The organism is Priestia sp. TGN 0903 (assembly GCF_050846855.1).
In the GTDB taxonomy this organism is placed as follows: domain Bacteria; phylum Bacillota; class Bacilli; order Bacillales; family Bacillaceae_H; genus Priestia; species Priestia zanthoxyli.
The window spans coordinates 1-21951 of sequence record NZ_JBOZGL010000016.1; the positions used below are offsets into that span (position 1 = coordinate 1).

General features: G+C 35.1%; 17 protein-coding genes and 2 other annotated features. Of the genes, 8 read left to right on the forward strand and 9 right to left on the reverse strand.

The window, feature by feature from the left end; translation table 11 throughout:
- Positions 1–197: 197 nt before the first annotated feature.
- Entirely contained in the window at positions 198–1847 is a 1650-nt protein-coding gene (ltrA, locus tag ACRPLY_RS25510) for a group II intron reverse transcriptase/maturase (protein ID WP_226556484.1), read from the reverse strand.
- Positions 1848–2974: 1127 nt separating this feature from the next.
- Positions 2975–3202: a binding site (T-box leader), on the forward strand.
- A gap of 38 nt (positions 3203–3240) precedes the next feature.
- Positions 3241–3467 (forward strand) — a binding site (T-box leader).
- Positions 3468–3517: 50 nt separating this feature from the next.
- Here ltrA and thrS point away from each other — a divergent pair.
- Together thrS and ACRPLY_RS25520 are read left to right on the forward strand one after the other, a co-directional pair.
- Positions 3518–5443 carry a threonine--tRNA ligase gene (gene thrS / locus ACRPLY_RS25515; RefSeq protein WP_370695838.1) on the forward strand — a complete coding sequence of 642 codons (1926 nt, stop codon included), beginning with the start codon at positions 3518–3520 and terminating at the stop codon, positions 5441–5443.
- A 212-nt stretch (positions 5444–5655) separates the two neighbouring features.
- On the forward strand, positions 5656–6645 hold the full coding sequence (locus ACRPLY_RS25520) for a ketoacyl-ACP synthase III (RefSeq protein ID WP_345936413.1): 990 nt from the start codon (positions 5656–5658) through the stop codon (positions 6643–6645).
- A gap of 152 nt (positions 6646–6797) precedes the next feature.
- On the opposite strand, the gene coaD is transcribed toward ACRPLY_RS25520, so the two are convergent.
- Positions 6798–7283: a pantetheine-phosphate adenylyltransferase gene (coaD, locus tag ACRPLY_RS25525; RefSeq protein ID WP_370695839.1), complete on the reverse strand. Its 486-nt coding sequence runs from the start codon at positions 7281–7283 to the stop codon at positions 6798–6800.
- Positions 7284–7492: 209 nt separating this feature from the next.
- Positions 7493–8134 (reverse strand): TetR/AcrR family transcriptional regulator, encoded by a 642-nt coding sequence (locus tag ACRPLY_RS25530; RefSeq protein WP_243557990.1) that lies wholly within the window; start codon positions 8132–8134, stop codon positions 7493–7495.
- 110 nt (positions 8135–8244) lie between these two features.
- On the opposite strand from ACRPLY_RS25530, the gene helD reads away from it, so the two are divergent.
- Positions 8245–10593: an RNA polymerase recycling motor HelD gene (gene helD, locus ACRPLY_RS25535; RefSeq protein ID WP_345936414.1), complete on the forward strand. Its 2349-nt coding sequence runs from the start codon at positions 8245–8247 to the stop codon at positions 10591–10593.
- A 611-nt stretch (positions 10594–11204) separates the two neighbouring features.
- Here helD and ACRPLY_RS25540 read toward each other — a convergent pair.
- The 4 genes from ACRPLY_RS25540 to ACRPLY_RS25555 all read right to left on the reverse strand — a co-directional run bounded on the left by ACRPLY_RS25540 (position 11205) and on the right by ACRPLY_RS25555 (position 17267).
- Entirely contained in the window at positions 11205–13505 is a 2301-nt protein-coding gene (locus ACRPLY_RS25540; protein ID WP_432232155.1) for a zinc-ribbon domain-containing protein, read from the reverse strand.
- A gap of 128 nt (positions 13506–13633) precedes the next feature.
- Positions 13634–16585 carry an SIR2 family protein gene (locus tag ACRPLY_RS25545; protein WP_432232156.1) on the reverse strand — a complete coding sequence of 984 codons (2952 nt, stop codon included), beginning with the start codon at positions 16583–16585 and terminating at the stop codon, positions 13634–13636.
- 264 nt (positions 16586–16849) lie between these two features.
- On the reverse strand, positions 16850–17005 hold the full coding sequence (locus ACRPLY_RS25550; RefSeq protein WP_368896138.1) for a hypothetical protein: 156 nt from the start codon (positions 17003–17005) through the stop codon (positions 16850–16852).
- A 40-nt stretch (positions 17006–17045) separates the two neighbouring features.
- Positions 17046–17267: a hypothetical protein gene (locus ACRPLY_RS25555; RefSeq protein ID WP_025908428.1), complete on the reverse strand. Its 222-nt coding sequence runs from the start codon at positions 17265–17267 to the stop codon at positions 17046–17048.
- Positions 17268–17403: 136 nt separating this feature from the next.
- Here ACRPLY_RS25555 and ACRPLY_RS25560 point away from each other — a divergent pair, with 136 nt between their 5' ends.
- The 4 genes from ACRPLY_RS25560 to ACRPLY_RS25575 all read left to right on the forward strand — a co-directional run bounded on the left by ACRPLY_RS25560 (position 17404) and on the right by ACRPLY_RS25575 (position 19467).
- Positions 17404–18669 carry a DNA polymerase thumb domain-containing protein gene (locus tag ACRPLY_RS25560; RefSeq protein WP_432232157.1) on the forward strand — a complete coding sequence of 422 codons (1266 nt, stop codon included), beginning with the start codon at positions 17404–17406 and terminating at the stop codon, positions 18667–18669.
- A gap of 13 nt (positions 18670–18682) precedes the next feature.
- On the forward strand, positions 18683–19015 hold the full coding sequence (locus ACRPLY_RS25565; RefSeq protein ID WP_432232158.1) for a YolD-like family protein: 333 nt from the start codon (positions 18683–18685) through the stop codon (positions 19013–19015).
- Between the two features lie 51 nt (positions 19016–19066).
- Positions 19067–19216: a hypothetical protein gene (locus ACRPLY_RS25570; RefSeq protein ID WP_170960180.1), complete on the forward strand. Its 150-nt coding sequence runs from the start codon at positions 19067–19069 to the stop codon at positions 19214–19216.
- A 65-nt stretch (positions 19217–19281) separates the two neighbouring features.
- Entirely contained in the window at positions 19282–19467 is a 186-nt protein-coding gene (locus ACRPLY_RS25575; RefSeq protein ID WP_432232159.1) for a hypothetical protein, read from the forward strand.
- A 46-nt stretch (positions 19468–19513) separates the two neighbouring features.
- Here the strand turns inward: ACRPLY_RS25575 and ACRPLY_RS25580 are convergent, their stop codons facing one another.
- Positions 19514–19741: a helix-turn-helix domain-containing protein gene (locus tag ACRPLY_RS25580; RefSeq protein ID WP_217599554.1), complete on the reverse strand. Its 228-nt coding sequence runs from the start codon at positions 19739–19741 to the stop codon at positions 19514–19516.
- A 310-nt stretch (positions 19742–20051) separates the two neighbouring features.
- On the opposite strand from ACRPLY_RS25580, the gene ACRPLY_RS25585 reads away from it, so the two are divergent.
- Positions 20052–20516, forward strand: coding sequence for a hypothetical protein (locus ACRPLY_RS25585; RefSeq protein ID WP_432232160.1), 465 nt, complete (start codon positions 20052–20054; stop codon positions 20514–20516).
- A 692-nt stretch (positions 20517–21208) separates the two neighbouring features.
- Here ACRPLY_RS25585 and ACRPLY_RS25590 read toward each other — a convergent pair.
- Positions 21209–21826: a hypothetical protein gene (locus tag ACRPLY_RS25590; protein ID WP_047752092.1), complete on the reverse strand. Its 618-nt coding sequence runs from the start codon at positions 21824–21826 to the stop codon at positions 21209–21211.
- Positions 21827–21951 lie beyond the last annotated feature (125 nt).

Consider the following 21951-nt stretch of genomic DNA (forward strand, 5'->3'; position numbering starts at 1 on the left):
TATCCTCCACTTAATTCCAATATATAGTCACTTTAACATTTTACATTGCTGTAAATAAAGGATTTTAACTATGTATATCGTATACATAGCTAGTTTAGTCGGGTAGGCAGGCACTCTCACGAGCGCCCGCCCCCCTAAGAACCGTACGTGACAGATTTCCCGTCATACGGCTCAAGCCTTCTTTTTATCCGAACAACTTATTTAATACATGGTACATGTACTAATTTAGTCAATTCACCTATAGAAACCTCTAGGTTTCGCACTGTAACTTTCTCTCCATTTTGTAGAGTCTGCTTACACAATGCACAACGATATCCTTGTTTCCTTGCGAGTTTCATCCTATCTAAAGTGTTTTCGCTATTAAAGACCTTTCGGTCTCGCTTTTCCCAATACTCTTTTAGATTCGGATCATCTGGGCTGTTCTTGTAGGCTACCATGACATGTCGTTCTATTTTAATCCAAGACATCTTCAACAATTGAATATTAGTAAGTGGACATGTGAGAATCCATTTATTATTTCCGCCATGGTGGGGTTTCTTAAAATAGCGCTTATTAATCCACTTCCAAGACTTCCTTGGATGCAATTGTCTAAGATGTTTCCTTATTTTCAAGAAGACGTAGTTGTCTATATAACCAAACGTCTTTTTAGAAACGACATGTTTCCAATACTGTCCGTAACCACGAATAATTGGGTTTAAAACACGTATTAGTTCTTTTACTGGTCGTCCTCGCATCACTGCGAACGTATCTTTTATCTTGCTTTTTGCTTTTCTGATACTGTCTTTACTGGGTTTGATTAATAACTTATTGCCTTGTTCCGTTTTGTATTGTCGGAGTGAAAAACCAAGGAAATCAAACCCATTCTCGATATGTGTAACTCTGGTTTTATCTTCACTCAGTTTAATTCCTCGCTTTTGTAAGTAAGGATTGAGTTTCTGATACATACTTTCAGCTTGTTCCTTCGTTTCCGTTACGATGACGAAGTCATCTGCGTAGAGAATACGTCCTATTTTACATTTTGGATCAATTTTATATCCTCCATTTGATTTGTATGTCTTCCTATAGACGATACCAATCTCTTCTTCCATCCCACATAACGCGATATTGGCCAGAAGAGGGGACACAATACTTCCCTGAGGAGTTCCTTCTTTTGTTTTATGAAGCATATCCTGCTCTATGTATCCCATTTTGAGCCATCTTTTAATGAGAGTATTTCCTGAGAACGAAGATGTTTGTTCTACTATCCAATTATGACTAAGATGGTCGAAACATCCTAAGAAGTCTCCTTCAAATACCCACTTTTTCTTACTATTCGTGTTCAGCTTGTTAAAGAGGTTACTTATAGCATCATGGGTGCTTCTTTTAGGACGAAAACCGTAGGAAGTGGCTTCAAATCTAACTTCCCATTGCGGTTCCAGTGCATTCTTTACTACGTTTTGATACACTCGATCTCGTATCGTCGGAATACCGAGAGGTCTTAGCTTCCCATTTTTTTTAGCGATAAATGTTCGTTTCGCTGGCTTTGGGCGATGCTTAAAGACATTATATTTTAGCAGTTGTTGATATAGTGTGATACGTTCATTTGATTTTAAGACCGTACAGCCGTCTACACCAGGTGTTCGCTTTCCGGTATTTTGTTGCGTCACTCTGCGAATAGAGAGTAGTAGATTTGCTTTACTCCTAAGGAGTAAACGTTGAAGTTTTCGTACTCTTCTTCGTTGATTCTGTTGTTCGGCACGATAAATTCTTTGTCGTAACTTCGCTACATATTTTTGTATAATACTCCAATCAATAGAGTACCAATCTTTATGCGAGACGTGCGCCGACGCTCGTAGAGAGGTATTCATAACAGCACGCTCCTTTTCGTTAGAAGATAGCCACAAATTTATTTTCGTGTTGAAGACCCACGAGAAGTGAGCGCTCTTTCGAGCCTGTCATTGTCAATAGAGACGACAGTATCCGTCCAGTTATACGATGTTTCTGCTTTCCTGTTCCTTTTCAGGGTAACGGCTTTCGCTTTTTCTCATATCCCATACCCTCTGCCACATCGTTTGACTTTACAGTCATCCTACTGCTGATGCAGATGACATAGGGCTTACCAAGTTCCACATTCTACAGATACGATAGGGGTAGGTAGGTTCTTTACTCCGGGTAAGATGCGGGACGCATCAGAGTAGCATTATGATTCTACTGTTCCTCTTACCAAGACCCAAGCCAATCTATGCATTATCTTGAGCTAAGAGTAACGAAGCTTACAAACCTTCACTTTCGTTTACCATGCCTATCTTCTCCTAGCAGTATTCTGGACCATGCATTTGTCCTCTGTTTCCGCATTTCCTCATGCAACCGACAAACTCGTTACCAAGAATGCCGTTTTGGATGGAGATCATCTCTACGTCTAGATGAGTAGCGTTAGCTACACTGTAAGAAAGCGACTTCTTGTCGCACCATAAACACTCTTTCCGGAACACATTAAAAAAGAGAACCCTTGGGAGGCAAAGGTTCTCAAAAGGGTCCTCTTTATCGATTATGCAGCTTTTTATACATCCTTGGTGTGACAAGCTTTTCCGATAGGATGCTCAAATATAGAATGAATAAAAAGTGTACCTTTTATTCATATGCTTCGTACCCCAAAAATAGCATTTGATACCATAATATGCTACACTACAAGTCAGACTATTTTTACAAATTTCAACGTAGCAAAAAAGCAACCTCCATCTCCTATGACAAAGATGAGGTTGCTTTTTTATTTTGTTATTTTTCCATCTCGACAAGATATGAATACGTGAATTACTTTATATTTGTACATATGTCATTTTTTATAAATATGCCAACTCCTCCAAATTAGTTCTTTAGAGGAGAGTTTCAATACATATCTAAAACAATACTTAATTCTAATTAATTACATATTTAGAATTAAGTATTGACATTTACAAATAATATAAATTATAATTTCATTTATTGGAAATAAACATTTTGAGCGTTGAAAAGGACACGAATTATTTTTATATTTCTTTACAGAGAATAGGGCCTTTGGCTGTGAGCCCTTAAGAAAGAGAAATAATTTACCACCTTGGAGCTATTGTGGGGAAATATGTAGATAGAGTAACCGCAATCGGGAAATCCGTTATCTTTTTGAGAATATAACACTTGTAGTGTTTTATAAAATTAGGGTGGTACCACGACCGCACTCGTCCCTGTTAGAGGGATGAGTGCGTTTTTTTATGTTCAAAAATAAATAAGTAAGCAACGAAAAGGACATGAATTATTTTTACACTTCTTTGCAGAGAATAGGGTCTTTGGCTGTGAGCCCTTAAGAAAGAGAGATAATTTACCACCTTGGAGCTTTATTAGTGAACTAGTAGTAATTAATAACGTTTGCGACGTTACAGCACCAGAGCCATCGATATATTTATATTGATGGGAATTTGGGTGGTACCACGTGTGAAAACATACTCGTCCCTTACTTAGGGATGAGTATGTTTTTTTTGACTTTATTTAAATAGGAGAGGTTATCATGAGTAAAGATTTAATTCAAATTCGCTTTTTAGATGGAAATGAGAAAGAATTTTCAAAAGGTATTACATTACATGCTATTGCAGAATCCATTAGTTCTAGCCTAAAGAAGAAAGCCATTGCGGGTAAAGTAAATGGAGAATTATATGACTTGCATCGATCAATTAATCAAGATGCAGAAATCGAAATCTTAACATTAGATTCTGACGAAGGTCTAGAAATTATGAGACATACAACAGCTCACATACTTGCTCAGGCAGTAAAAAGAGTACATAAGAATGTGAAGTTAGGTGTAGGCCCAGTTATTGAAGATGGATTTTATTACGATATGGATCTTTCTACAACGATTGCTTCTAATGAGTTACTACAACTTGAACATGAAATGAAGAAAATTATTAATGAAAATCACCCTATTGAACGTACTGAAGTGACACGCAGTGAAGCTGAAAAAATATTTAGCGAAATAAACGATGAGTTGAAACTCGAGTTATTACGTGATATCCCTATGAATGAAACAGTTACAATTTATAAACAAGGGGAATTTTTCGATTTATGTCGTGGCCCTCACCTACCTTCTACTGGAATGGTTAAGGCGTTTAAATTAACAAAAGTATCAGGAGCATACTGGAGAGGTAACAGCGATAACCAAATGTTACAACGTGTTTATGGCGTAGCTTTCCGTTCTCAAAAGCAGTTAAATGAGTATGTACTATTTTTAGAAGAGGCAGCTAAAAGAGATCATCGAAAGTTAGGAAATGAACTAGAATTATTTATGTTTTCTGATGAAGCACCTGGAATGCCTTTTTATCTAGCTAAAGGACAAATGGTTAAAAATCAGCTGGAGCAATTCCTACGATCCGTTCAAGAAAAGCATAATTACGAAGAAGTACGTACTCCTTTTATGATGAATCAACAATTATGGGAAAAGTCTGGTCACTGGGATCATTATAAGGATAATATGTATTTTTCAGAAGTGGATAACGCTAAATTTGCATTAAAGCCTATGAACTGTCCTGGTCATATGCTTATCTTTAAAAATAAGCTCCATTCCTATAGAGATTTACCAATTCGTATGGGAGAATTCGGTCAAGTTCATCGTCATGAATTTAGTGGAGCTCTAAATGGATTATTAAGAGTTCGTACGTTTTGTCAGGACGATGCTCATATCTTTGTCACTCCTGAACAAATTGAAAGCGAAATTAAATCGGTCATTGAATTAGTGGACCATATCTACAAAACATTTGGTTTTGAATATGATATTGAACTTTCAACTCGACCAGAAGACTCCATGGGAGAAGATAGCTTATGGGAACTTGCTGAAAGCTCCTTAGAAAACGTATTAAAAAAGTTGAACTTTGATTATAAACTGAATGCAGGCGACGGAGCATTTTATGGTCCTAAAATTGATTTTCATATTAAAGATGCCTTAAAAAGAAGTCATCAATGTGCAACAATTCAATTAGACTTCCAGCTTCCAGAAAAATTTGATTTAAATTATATTAATGAAAAGAATGAAAAACAGCGTCCAGTTGTCATTCACCGTGCTATTTTTGGATCTCTTGACCGTTTCTTTGGCATTTTAATTGAGCACTTTGGAGGCGTCTTCCCAACATGGTTGGCACCTGTACAGGTAAAGGTTATTCCAGTTTCACTAAAGGTTCATCAGGAATATGCACAAGAGATTAAAGAAGCTCTAGGAAAGAAAGGAATTCGAGTAGAATTAGATAATCGAGAACAAAAGCTCGGATATAAGATTCGAGAAGCTCAAGTGGCGAAGGTTCCTTATATTTTAGTATTAGGAGATAAGGAAATGGAAAGCAACTCCGTAAACGTACGAAAACACGGTGAAGAAAAGTCTGAAACTTTCAATTTAGATAGTTTTATTGAAAAACTTCAGGATGAAATTGTTGAAAAGAAACTTAGATAATTAAACAAAAAAGGTTCCTTAATATTTAATAAGGGACCTTTTTGTAGTTCTAGTTTACTCTTTCCTATAATGAATCAGCACAGGTGTTTATGTTTTATTGTTAGGCTTGTATATACTAATTTTACAATTTTTTCATATAAAGTCATTGACTTTATTAGTACCTAGTACTAATATCAATTTATATATCTTGGTAATAAAGAAGGGTGAATACAATGAAATCAACTGCACGTATTACAGCAATAGGTACATACGTACCAGAAAAAAGACTTACGAATGACGATTTAGAACGAATTGTAGATACTAACGACGAATGGATTGTGAAACGAACTGGCATGAGGGAAAGAAGAATTGCTGATGAAAACGAATATTCTTCTGACCTAGCTATTAAAGCAATTGAAAACTTAGTAGAACAATATCAGAAAGATTTAAATGATGTAGGATGTATCGTTGTCTCAACTACGACACCGGACTATGCATTTCCAAGCGTAGCAGCCCAAATACAAGATTACTTTGATATTCCTACAACCGGGGCTTTAGACTTTAACGCTACCTGTGCTGGTTTTACATATGGATTACACATGGCAAACGCCTTTATTACATCTGGACTTCATCATAAAGTTTTGGTCGTAACTGCAGAAACGTTATCGAAGGTTACAGATTACACAGATCGTACTACGTGTGTTCTATTTGGGGATGGGGCTGCAGCTGTTTTGGTGGAAAGTGATGTAGAGCGCCCAAGTTTTATTGCTACGCATATTGGTACAAATGGAAAGGGAGGTAAACATGTATACCGCACCAATTTATCTACTACCATGCATGGACAACCTTTGAGTTCGAGTGGCAAGATGGTGCAAAACGGAAGGGAAGTATATAAGTGGGCATCTCGGACAATTCCTTTAGGTATGGCTGAATTGCTAGAACAAGCAAATCTACAAAAGAGTGAAGTAAATTGGTTCGTTCCACACAGTGCCAATTTACGAATGGTTGAGTCTATATGTGAAAGATCAGAGTTTCCAGTTGAGAAGACATTAACTAGTGTCGAGTACATGGGAAACACTTCTTCCGTTTCCATTCCTCTAGCACTACAAATAGGGATAAACGAAGGGAAATTAAAAGATGGAGACGTTCTCTTACTCTACGGATTCGGAGGAGGACTTACCCACGCAGGTCATATTATTAAATGGGATTTAGGTAAGGATTAAATAATCTAAACAAAGATGATCCGCATGACAACACAAAAAGATCCTACATTATTTTGATGTAGGATCTTTTCATTTACTTCTATAAATAGAGTATGTTCATAAAAGCATAGAAAAGCACCCTTACTCCAAGATAATATGTGCGTGTACATTATTTATCCCTGGTAACATGGAACTTTCAATAACAGTGCTTTTTCAACGTGCTCTGGAATATAACTGCTTAACCTTCCCCCATTAGAATAGATTTCCTTTACCATACTTGAACTAAGAAAAGAATATTTTTCTTCTGAGTGAATAAAGAATGTTTCAGCTTCTTTATATAGATTTTTATTTGTTAGCACCATCTGGGCTTCATATCCATAATCAGTCACGGTTCTCAAGCCTTTGATAATCGCTTTATAATTGTGTTCTTTCATATAATCTACAAGTAATCCTTCAAATGTATCAACTTTGACTTTTTTATTATTTTTAAATGATTGTTCAATTAGCTGTCTTCTCTCTTCGGTAGAAAATAAATATTGTTTCTTAGAATTCACCAAACCAGCGACTAAAATTTCTTCAAAAAATTCACTAGCTCTATTTATAATATCAATATGCCCATTTGTAATTGGATCAAAGCTTCCTGGATATATAGCCCTCATTTAATCACCTCACTTCTTACTACAAACTATTTCGAAAAGCATTTGGTAATCTTTTCATTTTGTTAGCAATAATAATTACTTTAACATCTTGTAATAGATTTGAATATCTTGTACGTAAAAGTATGACTTTTTGAACATCACTAACAAAGGAAGACTTCCATTTCGAATTCTTTCTATTTTATATCGTTATCTTAAATGTTTTAACAAAGTCAATACAACTTTTCGAAATATTGTTTTATTGAAGGAAAGCTTCCTTTTGGAGCACCTAATAGTTTTTCGTAAATCTCGTCAATCGCATCAAGTTTGGCAATGAGTTGTTCGTGAGTCAATGAGAAAAGGCTGGGATCAAGCATGAAATGGAGTCCGACTAGTAAGAACTCCGTAATTTCATCTGGAAAATTCGTGTGAAATACACCTTCTTCCACTCCTTGCTTCACAACAGATGAAATAATTGGTGCATACTCTTTAATCATGCCAACTTTCATTTTCTGATGTAGAAGGACGTTATCTTTGTGATGCAAATGAGTCATTAATCCATCACTGAAATGATTTGATGTTTCCTGTGAAAAAAATTGAATGATGCTTATAAACTTTTCTATTGCCTTTAAATCAGGGTTATTAATAATTTGTCTAAATAACTGGACACTAGAATCAATAGAGTCTTGAATTACTGCATCTGCAATTTCATCTTTTGACTTGAAATAATGATAAAAAGTACCTTTCGCAACTCCAACTTTTTTAATAATATCGTTAACCGTAGTATTCTCATATCCATTAGATGAAAATAAACCTTTTGCTACGGTAATAATCTCGATTCTTCTTTCTTCTGGTTTTTTGACGATTCTTTTCATCGAATTTCCCCCTTGAGACATATTATTGTCTTTTAAAGATACACCATTGACCGTCGGTCGGTCAATGGTGTATCATTTATTTACTTAACATCTTTAGGGAGCGTGAAAAGATGACAAATGGAAACCAAAAGCGAAAGTATGAAGAGGAGCGCATTCGTATTATTTTAAGAGAAATTGATAAAAAAGTGGTTAAATTGGATTATGATTCTGGTGGATTAAAAAAAGATGTCATTCATCTAAAGAAAACCTTTTGGGATGATGTGAAAATTAATCTAGATAATCCTGAAGATGCTGGTGAAACCTTATCAAGCATTAGACAGCAGGCAGAGATGCTGTCCGAGAGGGAAAGAACGCACCGTCAACTAGATAAGCAGAGGAAGACCTTATCTCGATTAAAAGATTCTCCATATTTCGCCCGAGTTGATTTTCTTGAAAATGGGGAGGAGACAACAAATAACGTATACCTCGGAGTTGCGAGTTTAATGAATGAAAAAGAGGAAAAATTTCTTATTTATGATTGGAGAGCCCCTATTTCCAGTATTTATTATGATTACTCTCCGGGACCAGCCCAATACGAAACAGTAGAAGGGATGATTCAAGGAGAAATGCAGTTAAAGCGTCAGTTTATCACGAAAGACGGCCAAATCAAAACGATGTTTGATACGGGCGTAACCATTGGAGATGAATTATTGAAAGAAATACTTGGCAATAACGCGAGTATCAATATGAAAAGCATTGTTGCTACCATTCAGAAAGAGCAAAATCAGATCATTCGTAACGTGAAAAGTAAGTATTTAGTTGTACAAGGGGTTGCTGGTAGTGGGAAAACCTCTGCAGCTCTTCAAAGAGTTGCGTATTTGTTGTATCGCTACCAAGATGAGATCACGGCCGAAAATATTATGCTTTTTTCACCTAATTCTTTATTCAATCGCTACATTGCTTCTGTCCTCCCTGATTTAGGAGAGGACAATATGCAGCAGCTTACATTCCAAGAATATGTAGAGAAGCGTCTTGGAAAACAATTTGATGTTGAACATCCGTTTACGCAAATGGAATATATGCTTACATGTCAGGAACATAAAATGTATTCTGCCAGAAGAAAAGGAATACGGTATAAAGCGAGTAACGATTTTAAATCTTTGATTGACTCCTATGTTGTTGTTCTCTCAAGTGAAGACTACCTTATCTTTAAAAATATTTCTTTCCGGGGAGAAATGTTGATTGGAGCTGAACAAATTAAAAGCTATTTTTATTCACTAGACGCATCTATCTCTATTCCAAATCGTATGCAGTTAGTAAAGGAATGGCTTCTAAAAGAGTTAGTAAAGAAAGAAAAATTGGAGAGAACCAAAGATTGGGTAATAGAAGAGAGTGATCTGCTAGATCTTGAAGAGTATACAAAAGTTTATAGTGAGCTCCTAAAGGAAGGAAGATTTTCTGAAAATACGTTCGACGATTTTGAACAGGAGCAAAAGAAAATAGCTAAAAAGATTGTCAAAAAACACTTTAAACCGATACGAACAGCTGTAAAGAAACTAAAATTTATTAATGTGGCAGCGCTTTACAGCCAATTGTTTAAGCAGAAAGATAATATCTACCAAAAGCTTAATGATACATTTCCTGAAGGTTGGGAAGAAATTTGTTCATATACGTTAAAAAAGCTACATAGAAAAGAACTGACGTATGAAGATGCAGCTCCTTATTTGTATCTCCAAGATAAACTTGAGGGGAAAAGAATAAACACAAGAATACGTCATTTATTTATTGATGAAGCACAGGATTATTCACCCTTTCAGTTTTTTGTGCTTAAGCAGCTTTTTCCTTATTGCCGAATGACGATTCTAGGTGATTTTAATCAGGCGATTTATGCCCATACTCTAAATGCACCAACCTTACTATCAAACGAATTGTATGTAAAAGAAAATTTTGAAAAAGTGGTGTTAACGAAAAGCTACCGTTCAACTCGTCAAATCGTTGAATTTACAAAGGGAATTATAGAAGAAGGAGAAACTATTGAAGCCTTTAACAGAAATGGTCAGAAGCCTACTTTTACGAAGGTAGAGGACCTGGACACCCTCCAATCTCGAATAACAAAGAAGATTAGGCAACTGCAGTCAGCAAACCATGAAACAATTGCTGTGATATGTAAAACAGGAAAAGAAAGCTGGGAAGCCTATGACCGATTGAGTGAGCAAATAAATATCCAGCTGATGGAACATAATACGAGTTCTTATCGAAAAGGTATCTTAATTTTACCTGCTTATTTGGCAAAGGGAATCGAATTTGATGCTGTGATAATATACGATGCTTCTGATGTAACATATGGAAGAGAATTTGAAAGGAAGCTTTTTTATACTGCATGTACGAGGGCCATGCACGAGCTTCATCTTTTCTCCGTAGGGGAGATGAGTCCGTTTATGAATAAGATTCCTGCAAATTCATATGAGATTACGGAGTAAGTATAACTTCAATGAGGAAAAATAGCCTTCCACCACTTTAATTCCTGACAGGGTTCGCGGAAGCTTTTTTCTGTGGCATTAAATATAAAAGCCGATGATTCCTTAGCGTAGGGAAAATCGGCTTTATTCATATTGAAATTTGCTTAGCGTATGTTTTTCGCGTTTTGTTGGTAGGACCCCAGAAAGTAAGTTTAGGAGGTTACTTTTTTTAAGGAGGATTGTTCGTAAAAGTATACCTTTACGGACTTTTCTTTTAGATAAGAAATCTATGATTTTTATCGTTCGTTAAAGTTTAGAAATAATTTACGAACGTTCCTTAAAATACATACACTTTTATGAACGTTTTTTTTGCGGAATAAGAGAAAAAAAACGAGTATAAAAATGGAAAGCAGAAGATTTAGATACATACGTGTAAGCAGCCGAGATCAAAATGAAGATTGTCAACTTCGGTCGTGAACAGTATCAATTACTAAAATGAACGAATGTAAAGGAGATATCTTTTACATTCATTCACTAGATTGTTTTCATCGTAATAAATAGATAAAATTATAATAAAAAACTTGCTCATGAAGAGCACGTAGAATAAGGTAATGTCTTAATATAAGCTAAAATTAATTTTGTTTACTATTTCTTTTTAATTTGTAACAATGTGGACAGCCACTCCCTCTAGTCCGCGATAGTATAGTAGCTTCCCATTCGTGGTTCTTTTCACACTTCCACCACACCTTCTTTGCTGAACCAGCAATAACAATTGTAGGTTTTAGCTCTCTATTTCTAGAGAAATTCCATTGTCTAGACAATTGTGGGTCGGTAGTTGCCAAGCAATTATCTGAACAAACTTTCTTGTTAGAACAATAAGGGCAGCCACTGTTTTGATTTGTTCTACTGTTTATAGTAGCTTCCCATTCATGGCCTTTATAGCACTTCCACCATACTTTTTTTGTGCTGCCATATTTGACTTCCTTTGGGTTTATATTAGTATTTTTTTCATAATTCCATTCCTCAACTAAATGTGGGTGTGTAGTATATACACTATTCTCAAGATTTACTCTTTTCCCAGAACAATAGGGACAATTTTGATTTCTTCTTGTACGATGAGAAACGGTATTTGCCCATTCATGTCCCTTTTGGCACTTCCACCACACTCTTTTCAAAGATCCTGCAACTACGTCTTTAGGTGTCAATAAATTATTTTTTTGCGGGTGCCACTCTCTAGCTATGCTGGGAAATAAAGTTTCTAAAGAATTTTCGGCACTAACTTTTTTATTCATGCAGTAGGGACAACGTGATTTTTTACTTACTCTATCATTAACTACTGCTTCCCATTCATGGCCTTTATTGCATTTCCACCACACCTTTTTTTTAGATCCCTGTAGTAACATATAAGGCTTAAGATCTTTATTCTTGTCTAAGTCCCACTCTTCTGCTAGTGCCCCAAGAGCAGCAACAGTTTTTTCAACGGGAAATCGCATAGCCTGTTTCATAATATTACCGTAGTCTCTCTCTATGTCTATAGACAATGGTTCGTTAGGTGAAATCATACTAACCAACTTCTTTATAGCTGCCTCTACGTTAACGAGTTCTCTATCATCTTCAATGGATACAATTGACGAATTATAAGATTGAATCACTGGAGCTTTTAGATTTCTAATACGTATTAGTTTAATCCCTTTTTCATATAAAATTTTATTTTTATTTTCATCTCTTTTAGCATTTTCTTCTTTGCTGTGAAAAAATAATCCATCGTATTCGATCCCCAATTTAAGGGTGGGAATATAAATATCAATTTCAGTTCTTTTATCTACTAAATATCGATTCTCAGCATCCTTAAACAGTTTTTTTATGTAAAAAAATACTGCTTGTTCATTGAAGGATGTCGCACCAAAACATTTGGGACAATTTGATTTTTTGTAAACTCTGTTATTAATTGAGGCTTGCCATTCATGCCCTTTGCTACATTTCCACCAAACCTTTTCCATAGATCCAGGAAGATAATTCTCCGGTTTCTTTACTGAATTTTTTTCGCTATGCCATTCTTCTGCTATTAGGGGATACATATTTAACAGCGAATCTTTATATAATACTCTCTTTCCAGCACAATAAGGACAACCATGACCTCTAGTCCTAATGTTAATAGCAGTCTCCCACTCATGTCCGCATTCTGCTTTCCACCATACATGTTTACTTGAACTAGGAATAACTTCAGATGGTTTTAAATAATTATTATTTTTATAATGCCACTCTTTTGCTAATTCAGGGTGAGTTTTTTCAAGATTATATTCATCTGATGCCTTTCTACGCAAACAATATGGACACTTTCCACCATTTGTTCTTCGCTTAACAGTATTTTGCCATTCATGCCCCTTGCTACATTTCCACCAGACTTTTTTGTCTGACTTAGAGGTGATATTTTCAGGTTTAAGAGGATTATTTTTCTCATAATGCCACTCTTTTGCCACATCGGGAAATATCACTTGAAGATTGTTGGTTTCTGATGGGTATCTTCCGGAGCAGAACGGGCAACCATACCCTCTTGTTCTTTCAGAAACTGCAGTACACCACTCATGCCCTTCCTTACAAATCCACCAAACCTTTTTACTGGATTTCACGCTTACTTGTTCAGGCGTTAATGAATTATTTTTACTAGGATGCCACTGATCGGAAATTTCAGGATTTTTTTTCATAAGACTATTTTCTTTACTAACCTTATGTCCAGTACAATATGGACAACGTGTTCCTCTAGAGCGTTCTCCAATTGAAGTTTCCCACTCGTGTCCTTTCTTACAAACCCACCAAACCTTTTTCTTAGATCCAAATGAAAAATCAGACGGCTTCAATTCCCCATTTTTACTTGGGTGCCACTCTTTGACTAGATTAGGGTATAAATCTGAAAATATATTTGTTTTCTCCATATATTTATCCACCCTTAAACAATAATTATTTTCAATTTTTGCTATCGATTCTGTTGACTCTCAACAACTAACTACATAACTTAATTTTAAAACGTCTTAAAGATTTAAATCTTTAAGACGTTTTGTAGTTAGATAAAATGTTTTATGAATATGTTAAGATATTTTTTATCGTTTGTGTTTTTAATTCGTTCTTTTAAAGCTTTAAGTATGTGTGGACGCATATCCTCGTTTTTTGAGATGTTTTCTATTAGGCTATCGCTGTAACTTTTCAGCCAAATAGGATTAAACTTCTCATAATCAAAAGATTGTGGGCTAACGAAGAAATCGTATTCATCAACAAGACCTACATAGTCTCTCATTCTTGTATCTGTTAAATCACCAAGGAAATACCAAATACCAAATATAACTTCCAATTTATCTCCATAAAGTGCTTTAATTCCGTTCTCATGGGAGTTAAGAATTTCCGTCATTCGGCTATCCATAAAATTATTAATTAATTCTTGGTAATCAGATAAGTTCTCTATTGCACCTATTTCTACCCCATCCATAAACGCATCTATATTTTCTATCTTTTTAATATCATAAAGGTGCTTTTTAGCCTCTGATGATAAAATTTTTGATAATCTGTATACGAACTCAACCTGGTTATTTGTATCCTGAGAGAGGGTCAAAGCGTACTCTGATAAACGACTTGAAACAAATTTATTATCATAATAGGAAATTAGATTACTAAAGTCCTTTGAATTAAATCCGTTTCTTGAGTCTTCCGTAAAATTACTATCAGAATGTTTATCAGCCTGGCTAATTAAAAATTCTTCAATAACGTGAATTACGCCTTTTGGCAGCCCATTTTTCTCAGCTAGTCGATTAATCCAAATATAGCGCACTCCAATATCAGCTGCTTTTTCAGGAAAATAAAATAATAAAGTTCTAACTATTTTTATAAAACTTTCTTCAGAAAGCTTTATGTATTTAGCAAAATAGATGGCCGACTTTACTTCTGGGATAAATTGGTTATACAAAACAATATTCATACCATCTTTTGAAAAGTGCTTTATCAATTCATCAGTAATATTCATTAAATAGCGTTCAACCTTTTCTAAATCACGAAAATCAAATCTTTGCAGTTCACACTTTTTCTCAATGTACTTTATGTCTTCAATACTGAATGATTTTGCTACATTAACAAAATCGTAGTAATCAAAATAAAAACTTAGTCTTTGTGATTCAGAGAAAAAACCGGAATCATCATTATCACGAGTCCTATCAAATTCCGCCTTTTCTATAAGAAGAATTAAAGAATTTCGTATATATTGCTTAAATTCATGAAAAGTAGCTGACCATAGACAATTATTATAAAGAAACCGAAGATTATCATTTAGTCGTAATTCCGTTTCGTGACTTGATGTTATGCCAAATGAGTAAGTTCCTTTACTAATTTCAGAATGAATTTTATTGGTTAGCTCAAATAACTTAACCGTATCATCATATAAAAACTTATTATCACTGAGAAACTTTAGAATTTGGTATTTCTCTTGGAATTCAAAAGGCATACTTCCAAATACTTCATTTATATCGAATTTTTTCATTTCAATTTCTATATGATGTAAGAAGTCATCTGAAAATGGTGTGTAATTTCTGCCATGAGCTAGAATTCCTACACCATTAAGATGCCTTACTTGTTGAGAAATAGATTGATATAATCTATATCTGTTAATCTGTGAAAGATAATGTATCCACCAATTAGATTCGTCTATTGATTTTAGAAGAAGGTCAGAATAAAGATTATATGCTTCTTCCCATTTACCAAGGTATGCTAGGTAGAAAGCCTTTCGATATTCTTGTTCAAGGTTATTAGACTGTATTTGGACTAATTTTGTCATTTCCTCATAGTCACTATGATAAGCTGGATTTTTAATGCTAAGTGAATGTTCAACTTCTTTATGATTTCGATCTTCTAACATACCTGATATGCCGTTATTCTTAAAGAATTCTATTATTTCTTCAAATTTTTGCTTTAGACTCTCGCTGAGAGTATCTTTATCTTTTTCTCTAAGTTCAAAAAATCTCTCCATGTATTTAAAGCCTGTATTTTTATTACCAATAATCCTTCCACTAACTTGGAAATGGTAATCATGTTCAAATACATACTTAAGATCGAGTTTACGCACAGATTGAAGAGGAAATAAAGGACTAAGCTTACGATACATATATTCAATTATCTCTTCATCTGTACTTAAAAGGTCATTATCCCTTGAATCAATCAAAGCATCCATAAAGGTTTCGTAGCGCTTTAGGTATTCTTTATTTTGAGTTTCCACAAGGTTAGCAGTGTCTATAATACGAAGTCCTCTATTTTCATAATAAACGGCTGTTTTCTCCTCAACAGGTTCATGATCTCCTCGAATAAAAAATGGTTTGTTATATCCATCTTTTTGTAGTTGTCTAACCCAATTTAAAAGCGAATTAATATTATAATCACTTAGGCTATAACCGATAAAAACAATGGTATGGGTAGCCATCAATGTCTTCATTAGATTACTTATTAATGGAAAATCCCTTTCATAGTTCATATAGTCACTTTCTTTAAGAACCACATGTTCTCCTTTATAGCCTTTGCTGAAATCACCATGCACCTTAAGTAGATATCTTGAAGAGGTTGCGTTTGCGACATCTTCTTCAGAACTAATTACGCTTAAGTACTGTCCTCGTTCCCAACATGCTTTTTCAATTAGGTTATCATAGTTCGTTGTAAGGATATGAACTGGATTCATTGCTAAGATCTTTTTGTGTATTGAATTCGTATCTCTATCCACGGAAAATACGTCCTCAAGAATCTTGTCATATGCTTGAGGACCTTCAACATCATAAAAAATTTGTGGAATTCTCAGATACTCATCCGATGAGTAAGAATTCCCCTTTTGTTCCCCATATAAATTCATATAATATTTATCCACTAACTCTCCCCATTGAGGATAGTTAGAGATCCTCGAAATTCCTGCACCAATAAAAAATATTAAATTATTATTTTTTGCAGCCTTTGATATCTCCTGAACATACTGATGGGTTTTGGTATCCATAATTCATCATCTTCTCCTTTTTTATTAGAAAAAATTAGATTGATAACCTAATCTTCTCAACTTCAATATAAGATAAATATCTTAATAAAGTAACTATTTCAGGAAAAAATTTGTGAAATAAGTATGTCTGCTGTTGATCCGTACAGCTATGATGTATTAATACCGTTCTTGTCTTGTAGGAATTTTATTATCTCCCTAAAAAATAAAACAGCAACCAACATTAAATAATGTTGGTTGCTGTTTAGCAAAATTGAACAACTAGAATTATATTTTACCCTCTTGTACGACTAATTGCATTTGAAATATATCTGATTCTGTAATTCCTGCCTTTTTTAACTCATCTTGAAGGGTCATTCCCTCTTCGATCTTTATTTTCCTTTTAGTACCGTCTCTTAATGTAAAGATCCTCATTTGATACATTTTGTTACTTCTCCTTAAATAATAAATAGGATTTTTAAATTCAATTTCTCAAATAACCAATAATACCACCAAAGATTCCTATTGCAAGCGAAACGGGAACAGCAGCTATTACCCCATAAGCAACCGCAAACCCTAATCCGTCTGCAAGTGATGGATCAGTTATGTGATTTCCTTGTATAGTAACCCAAATTAGTAAGGCACCAACCATTACAACAAAAGAAATAATAGTAGTCAGTAAAAATGCGCTGAAAGCTTTAATCATAGATTCCCCTTCGTTCTCATTCATATAGAGTATTTTTTTCTTATTGTAACAATAATCGGGAAAAGATTCCATTGAATAAAGAACGTTTGTTCGTATATAATAAAGAACAAACGTTCTTTATTGAGGAGTTATTCCAATGGATTATGGGCAGCTACCAAACAGAGTTATTATTTGCATAGACATGAAAAGTTTCTTTGCTTCGGTTTCTTCTGTCATACGGGGATTAAATCCGTTGAAAACAAGGCTTGCAGTTGTAGGAGATATCAAACGTTCGGGATCTGTTGTGTTAGCAGCCACACCTTTATTAAAAAAAGAAGGGATCAAAACAGGAAGCCGTCTTTTTGACATTCCTAAAAGGAAAGATATCCATGTGGTGAATCCATCTATGGAGAGATATATCAAGGCTTCGAACTATATTTCGAGTTTGGTGTTACAGTATGTGGCTCCTGAAGACTTTCATGCGTATAGCATTGATGAGTTATTTATTGATGCGACAGCTTCTTTGCATTTATTCGCTAAAACACCAGAAGAACTGGCCCATAAAATCATCAACGAGATTTATCGCAAGACACGGCTGACAGCTACCGCAGGTATCGGTCCGAATCTCTTACTGGCGAAGGTGAGCTTAGATCATGAAGCCAAGAATACCCCAACAGGAGTTGCCTATTGGCGATATAAGGATATTCCCTTTAAGTTGTGGTCCATTCATCCGATGAAGGATTTCTGGGGGATTTCGTCTGCTACGGAAAGACGCTTACACTGGTTAGGCATTCACACCATCAAAGAACTCGCTCTTTCTTCTGTAGAGATGTTACAAAAAGAATTTGGCATCTTAGGCCAAGAGTTGCACCAACATGCGAATGGGATTGATTACAGTCGTATTTCCGATGTGTATCTTCCTAGCTCTCGTTCCTTTGGAAAGAGTCAGATTCTATTCCGTGATTATACAAACCGAAAAGAAGTGGAGTTATTGCTATTGGAACTATTGGACGATGTCTGTTTTCGCTTACGCATGCATCAAGTGGTGGCTCAAACGATCCATTTATCCATTGGCTACAGCAAACAAACAGGTGGAGGCTTCTCCAGACAAAAGAAAATGGGGAGAGCTTCGAACTTAAGCGAGGATATCTTTCCATATTGTTTAACCATTTTACATACATATGATAGTGGGATGCCCATTCGCTCCATTGGCATTTCATTATCCAACACTAGCATTCAAGAAGAGGAGCAAATGAGCTTATTTGAGGACATTGATCAGCGTGAAAGAGACTATGCTCTTGCTAAAACGATAGATGAAATTAGGCTGCGTTATGGCAAGAATAGTGTACTACGTGCGTCTAGTCACCTTCCTCATTCAACAGCTCGTTATCGAAACGGCCTTGTAGGTGGCCATAAAGCGTAAGGAGGAAAAAGAGATGGAATCTAGAGGAATGAAAAAATGGCGTCCATTCGCCACTATGCCCGAGCAATACATAGGATTAAAGGAAGTTATAAACAAGCAACTAGAGGTAAATCAACCTGTTTTAACAGAAGAGCAAATGGAACAGATGAATTTCACTTTAATTGAAGACTTACATACAAATAAACAAGTGTACCTTACCTATTATAAGAGGGGCCAACGCATAACAGAGACAGGATACATTCAGTTTGTTGATTCCCTAGGAGACTTATTTATTTTCATTGATGACGTATTTGAGTTAAAGAATAAAATGAGGTTAAGCGAGCTCATCGATGTTCGCTTGGCTTAGTTCCTGAAGACATCGTGTACAAGAATTATTTATTTGAGTGGAGGTACATTTATGTACAATTTTAGAGTCTACACGTTACGTGACGGTTCAAAGAGAATTATTAAACTAAAAGAAGGAGAATCATTTAAAGAGGAACTCCAAAGAGCCGGTATTCAAGAAACTCAAATTTTTCAGATGCAACTAGTGGAAAAACCAGAGTAATTTTAACATCCCCCCTTCTATATGGATGTAATTGTGTTAGTCTAAGAAAAGCCAAATAGAAAAGAGTGATTAACCTGGAAGAAATAAAAGAGCAAGAAATCGATCTTGATAAAGTGTATGACTATGCTGCATTTCCGGATAAAATTAGTGGCCGGTGTGATAATTGCAACTCAGCTTACTTCAAAAGTTCGGTAAAAGGTGGCGTTTTCTTGCGTGAATGTAGAGAGTGCGGAATGAAGAAAAGTATATAAAATTGAACACTATAAAAAGCCTCGTTATATGTAATAACGAGGCTTTTTACATTGAAAAAAAATCATCTGCCTCTTTACTACGATCAATTTTTTTGACCTGATCCATCACCTTCTTCAACACTTTTGGAGAAGGAGAATAACTTTTTTCATTACACATGGTTGAAACTGTTGCTCTTGAAACTTTACTTGACTCAGAAAATTCAGCCTGTGTGATCCCCTTTTTATCAAGCCACTTGCCAAACTTACTACGTTTAGGATTTTTCCACCAAGACATAAAATCACTCCTTTTTGTTACCATCCTTTCCTTTTTTAAATGCTTTTATACGATTTTAGATACTTTTATATACTTTTAGACATAATGGACAAGCATTACCCAATATACTTTATCAAGGTATCAGCAAGGTGCCTAAAGACATCACGAATGGAGTGTTTTGCATGACAAAAGAAATGGCAATCGTCTTAAAAGGCATGAAAGGTGTCTTCCTTACACAAGAAGGCAAAGATTTATTAGATATCATTTTAAAAGAAAACGTTAAAAATAAAGCAATCTGAACGGTCAAAACTTTATAAGGGGGTTAATTCCTATGGTTTACCGAACGACTTTACGATGCAGCGATATTTATCGTACATATCTAGATAAATTATTTCAATCTACTTCCCTAGATCGCACACAAATTATTAGATGTGCTCTTTTTACAGCACCTTCTAATCCTCAATTTTTGGATTTAATGAAGCAATTTCAATATAGACATCAAGATGATATCGCTCCCCCCTCTTTCGATTTATGGCACTTTTCAGACCATTATTTATGGTTAGAACAGGATCCAATCATAAAAGAAAGGGAGAGATTACAAGATGATGTCAGTCAAAGAAAAGATTCTTCTCCAATCAATGCTGAATACTTTGGATCAGCAAGAAACAGTGAATCACTCTCAATTACAAAAGAAACGGACCAGCAATATAGACGTCAGCAATCGATTACGGGATCACCAAGGCAAGTTTCTTCCATACGATCATCAAATGGAGGAATCAAACTCGATTTGCGATGATGAAGAAATAGAGTGGCAGCGCAATTTTAAGGTAACTGCTATTCCTGGATCTTACAACAGCTATTCTATTGATGATAAAATGAAGCGTGATTGGAGTGGAAATATTTATTTATTATGTTTTTTAGGGGTTCTAATCATTTCATACATCAGTTAGATGTCAATCCATGAATAATGTCGATATTTTCCTCATAATCATATAGCATGAATACAGTTAAGACCGCCTTATACACTATAAGTAATGGGCGGTCTTTGTTGTGTATATGTCATGATTCTAAATCTTTCTATAAAAATTTATAGAAATTTCAATCCAACACCCAAGTTGAACTAAACAAACACCCAAGTTCAACTTGGGTGTTAAGGTTGATATCTCTACCTCTACTAAGTTAACTTAATAGAGTAGTAGGTTTAACTAAGAAAAGTTTATCTTTATTAATGTTATTTTAAGTTAAACTTAAGAACAACTTATAACACTGCTATATCATCGTTATACTAACGATGTAACGCTATATCACTTGTAACGGGTTGTGCTACAAAATAAAAATAAACCTTATATTGAAAACCTTTTTAAACCGCCACACCACTATAACGAGGATTTTAAAACTAATAATTAATACAGAACGCTATAACGTTAAGAAAATAGAACAAAAGCTCTCAGAGTTGACCTGAGAGCTTAAGGAAGAGTAGTGATACACTTAGGTTCTGCCAAACAAACGAGCGATGAAACCTTTTTTCTTGTCCTCTTCTAATTTATCAGTAGCAGCTGCGATGAGTTTCATGGATTCATTCTGTTCTTCCCGTTGCTCTTGTAGCATTCTTATACCTTCCATAAGACGATTATCGCGATCCATTAGCCTTTTATCCTGCTCTTCAAATTTCTTTTGTATATATGTATCGCGTTCTTCCAAGCGTTCAGATAATAGTTTAATGAACTCAGTCTGTTTGTTAATAAGTTCTGTTTGTTCATCTATACGTTTAGATAATGCTGCCATATCACCATTATGCTGGTCATTCTGTGTTTGGTTTGCCGTAACGGGTACTGCTATACCTTCTCCTTTAAGTATTGGTACGAGTTCGTTTGCGGCTTGTTCTAGCGTCATGCTAGTGTTAACTTTAGCATTAATTAACCTTCGAATCGCCATAATGTCTTTATCACTATATTGTCTATGACCTTGATCATTTTTACCAAAACTCCAGCCTGCTCTTTCAAGCTGATATGCATACTTTCGTAAAGTAGATTCTTTTATAGCAAGCATAGCAGTTAAATCGCTTGGTGAATAATAGACCTTTGAATAATTATCTTCACTCGACATAGCGACCCTCCTTTAGTTTTACTTGTTGTTTGATTCGCTATAGCAGTAGTACAATCCTTTCTATCATAACAAAATAGCAACTATATAGAGTAGTCTTTTTGTTTATTAGTGATAACAAAAAGGCT

Bases quoted from the DNA above. Each gene is read 5' to 3' on its own strand.
- ACRPLY_RS25560 (WP_432232157.1), top strand. From the start codon at position 17,404: ATGGATTATGGGCAGCTACCAAACAGAGTTATTATTTGCATAGACATG.
- ACRPLY_RS25545 (WP_432232156.1), bottom strand. From the start codon at position 16,585: ATGGATACCAAAACCCATCAGTATGTTCAGGAGATATCAAAGGCTGCA.
- helD (WP_345936414.1), top strand. From the start codon at position 8,245: ATGACAAATGGAAACCAAAAGCGAAAGTATGAAGAGGAGCGCATTCGT.
- coaD (WP_370695839.1), bottom strand. From the start codon at position 7,283: ATGAGGGCTATATATCCAGGAAGCTTTGATCCAATTACAAATGGGCAT.
- thrS (WP_370695838.1), top strand. From the start codon at position 3,518: ATGAGTAAAGATTTAATTCAAATTCGCTTTTTAGATGGAAATGAGAAA.
- ACRPLY_RS25540 (WP_432232155.1), bottom strand. From the start codon at position 13,505: ATGGAGAAAACAAATATATTTTCAGATTTATACCCTAATCTAGTCAAA.
- ACRPLY_RS25570 (WP_170960180.1), top strand. From the start codon at position 19,067: ATGTACAATTTTAGAGTCTACACGTTACGTGACGGTTCAAAGAGAATT.
- ltrA (WP_226556484.1), bottom strand. From the start codon at position 1,847: ATGAATACCTCTCTACGAGCGTCGGCGCACGTCTCGCATAAAGATTGG.
- ACRPLY_RS25580 (WP_217599554.1), bottom strand. From the start codon at position 19,741: ATGTCTTGGTGGAAAAATCCTAAACGTAGTAAGTTTGGCAAGTGGCTT.
- ACRPLY_RS25530 (WP_243557990.1), bottom strand. From the start codon at position 8,134: ATGAAAAGAATCGTCAAAAAACCAGAAGAAAGAAGAATCGAGATTATT.
- ACRPLY_RS25555 (WP_025908428.1), bottom strand. From the start codon at position 17,267: ATGATTAAAGCTTTCAGCGCATTTTTACTGACTACTATTATTTCTTTT.
- ACRPLY_RS25520 (WP_345936413.1), top strand. From the start codon at position 5,656: ATGAAATCAACTGCACGTATTACAGCAATAGGTACATACGTACCAGAA.
- ACRPLY_RS25590 (WP_047752092.1), bottom strand. From the start codon at position 21,826: ATGTCGAGTGAAGATAATTATTCAAAGGTCTATTATTCACCAAGCGAT.
- ACRPLY_RS25565 (WP_432232158.1), top strand. From the start codon at position 18,683: ATGGAATCTAGAGGAATGAAAAAATGGCGTCCATTCGCCACTATGCCC.
- ACRPLY_RS25550 (WP_368896138.1), bottom strand. From the start codon at position 17,005: ATGTATCAAATGAGGATCTTTACATTAAGAGACGGTACTAAAAGGAAA.
- ACRPLY_RS25585 (WP_432232160.1), top strand. From the start codon at position 20,052: ATGGTTTACCGAACGACTTTACGATGCAGCGATATTTATCGTACATAT.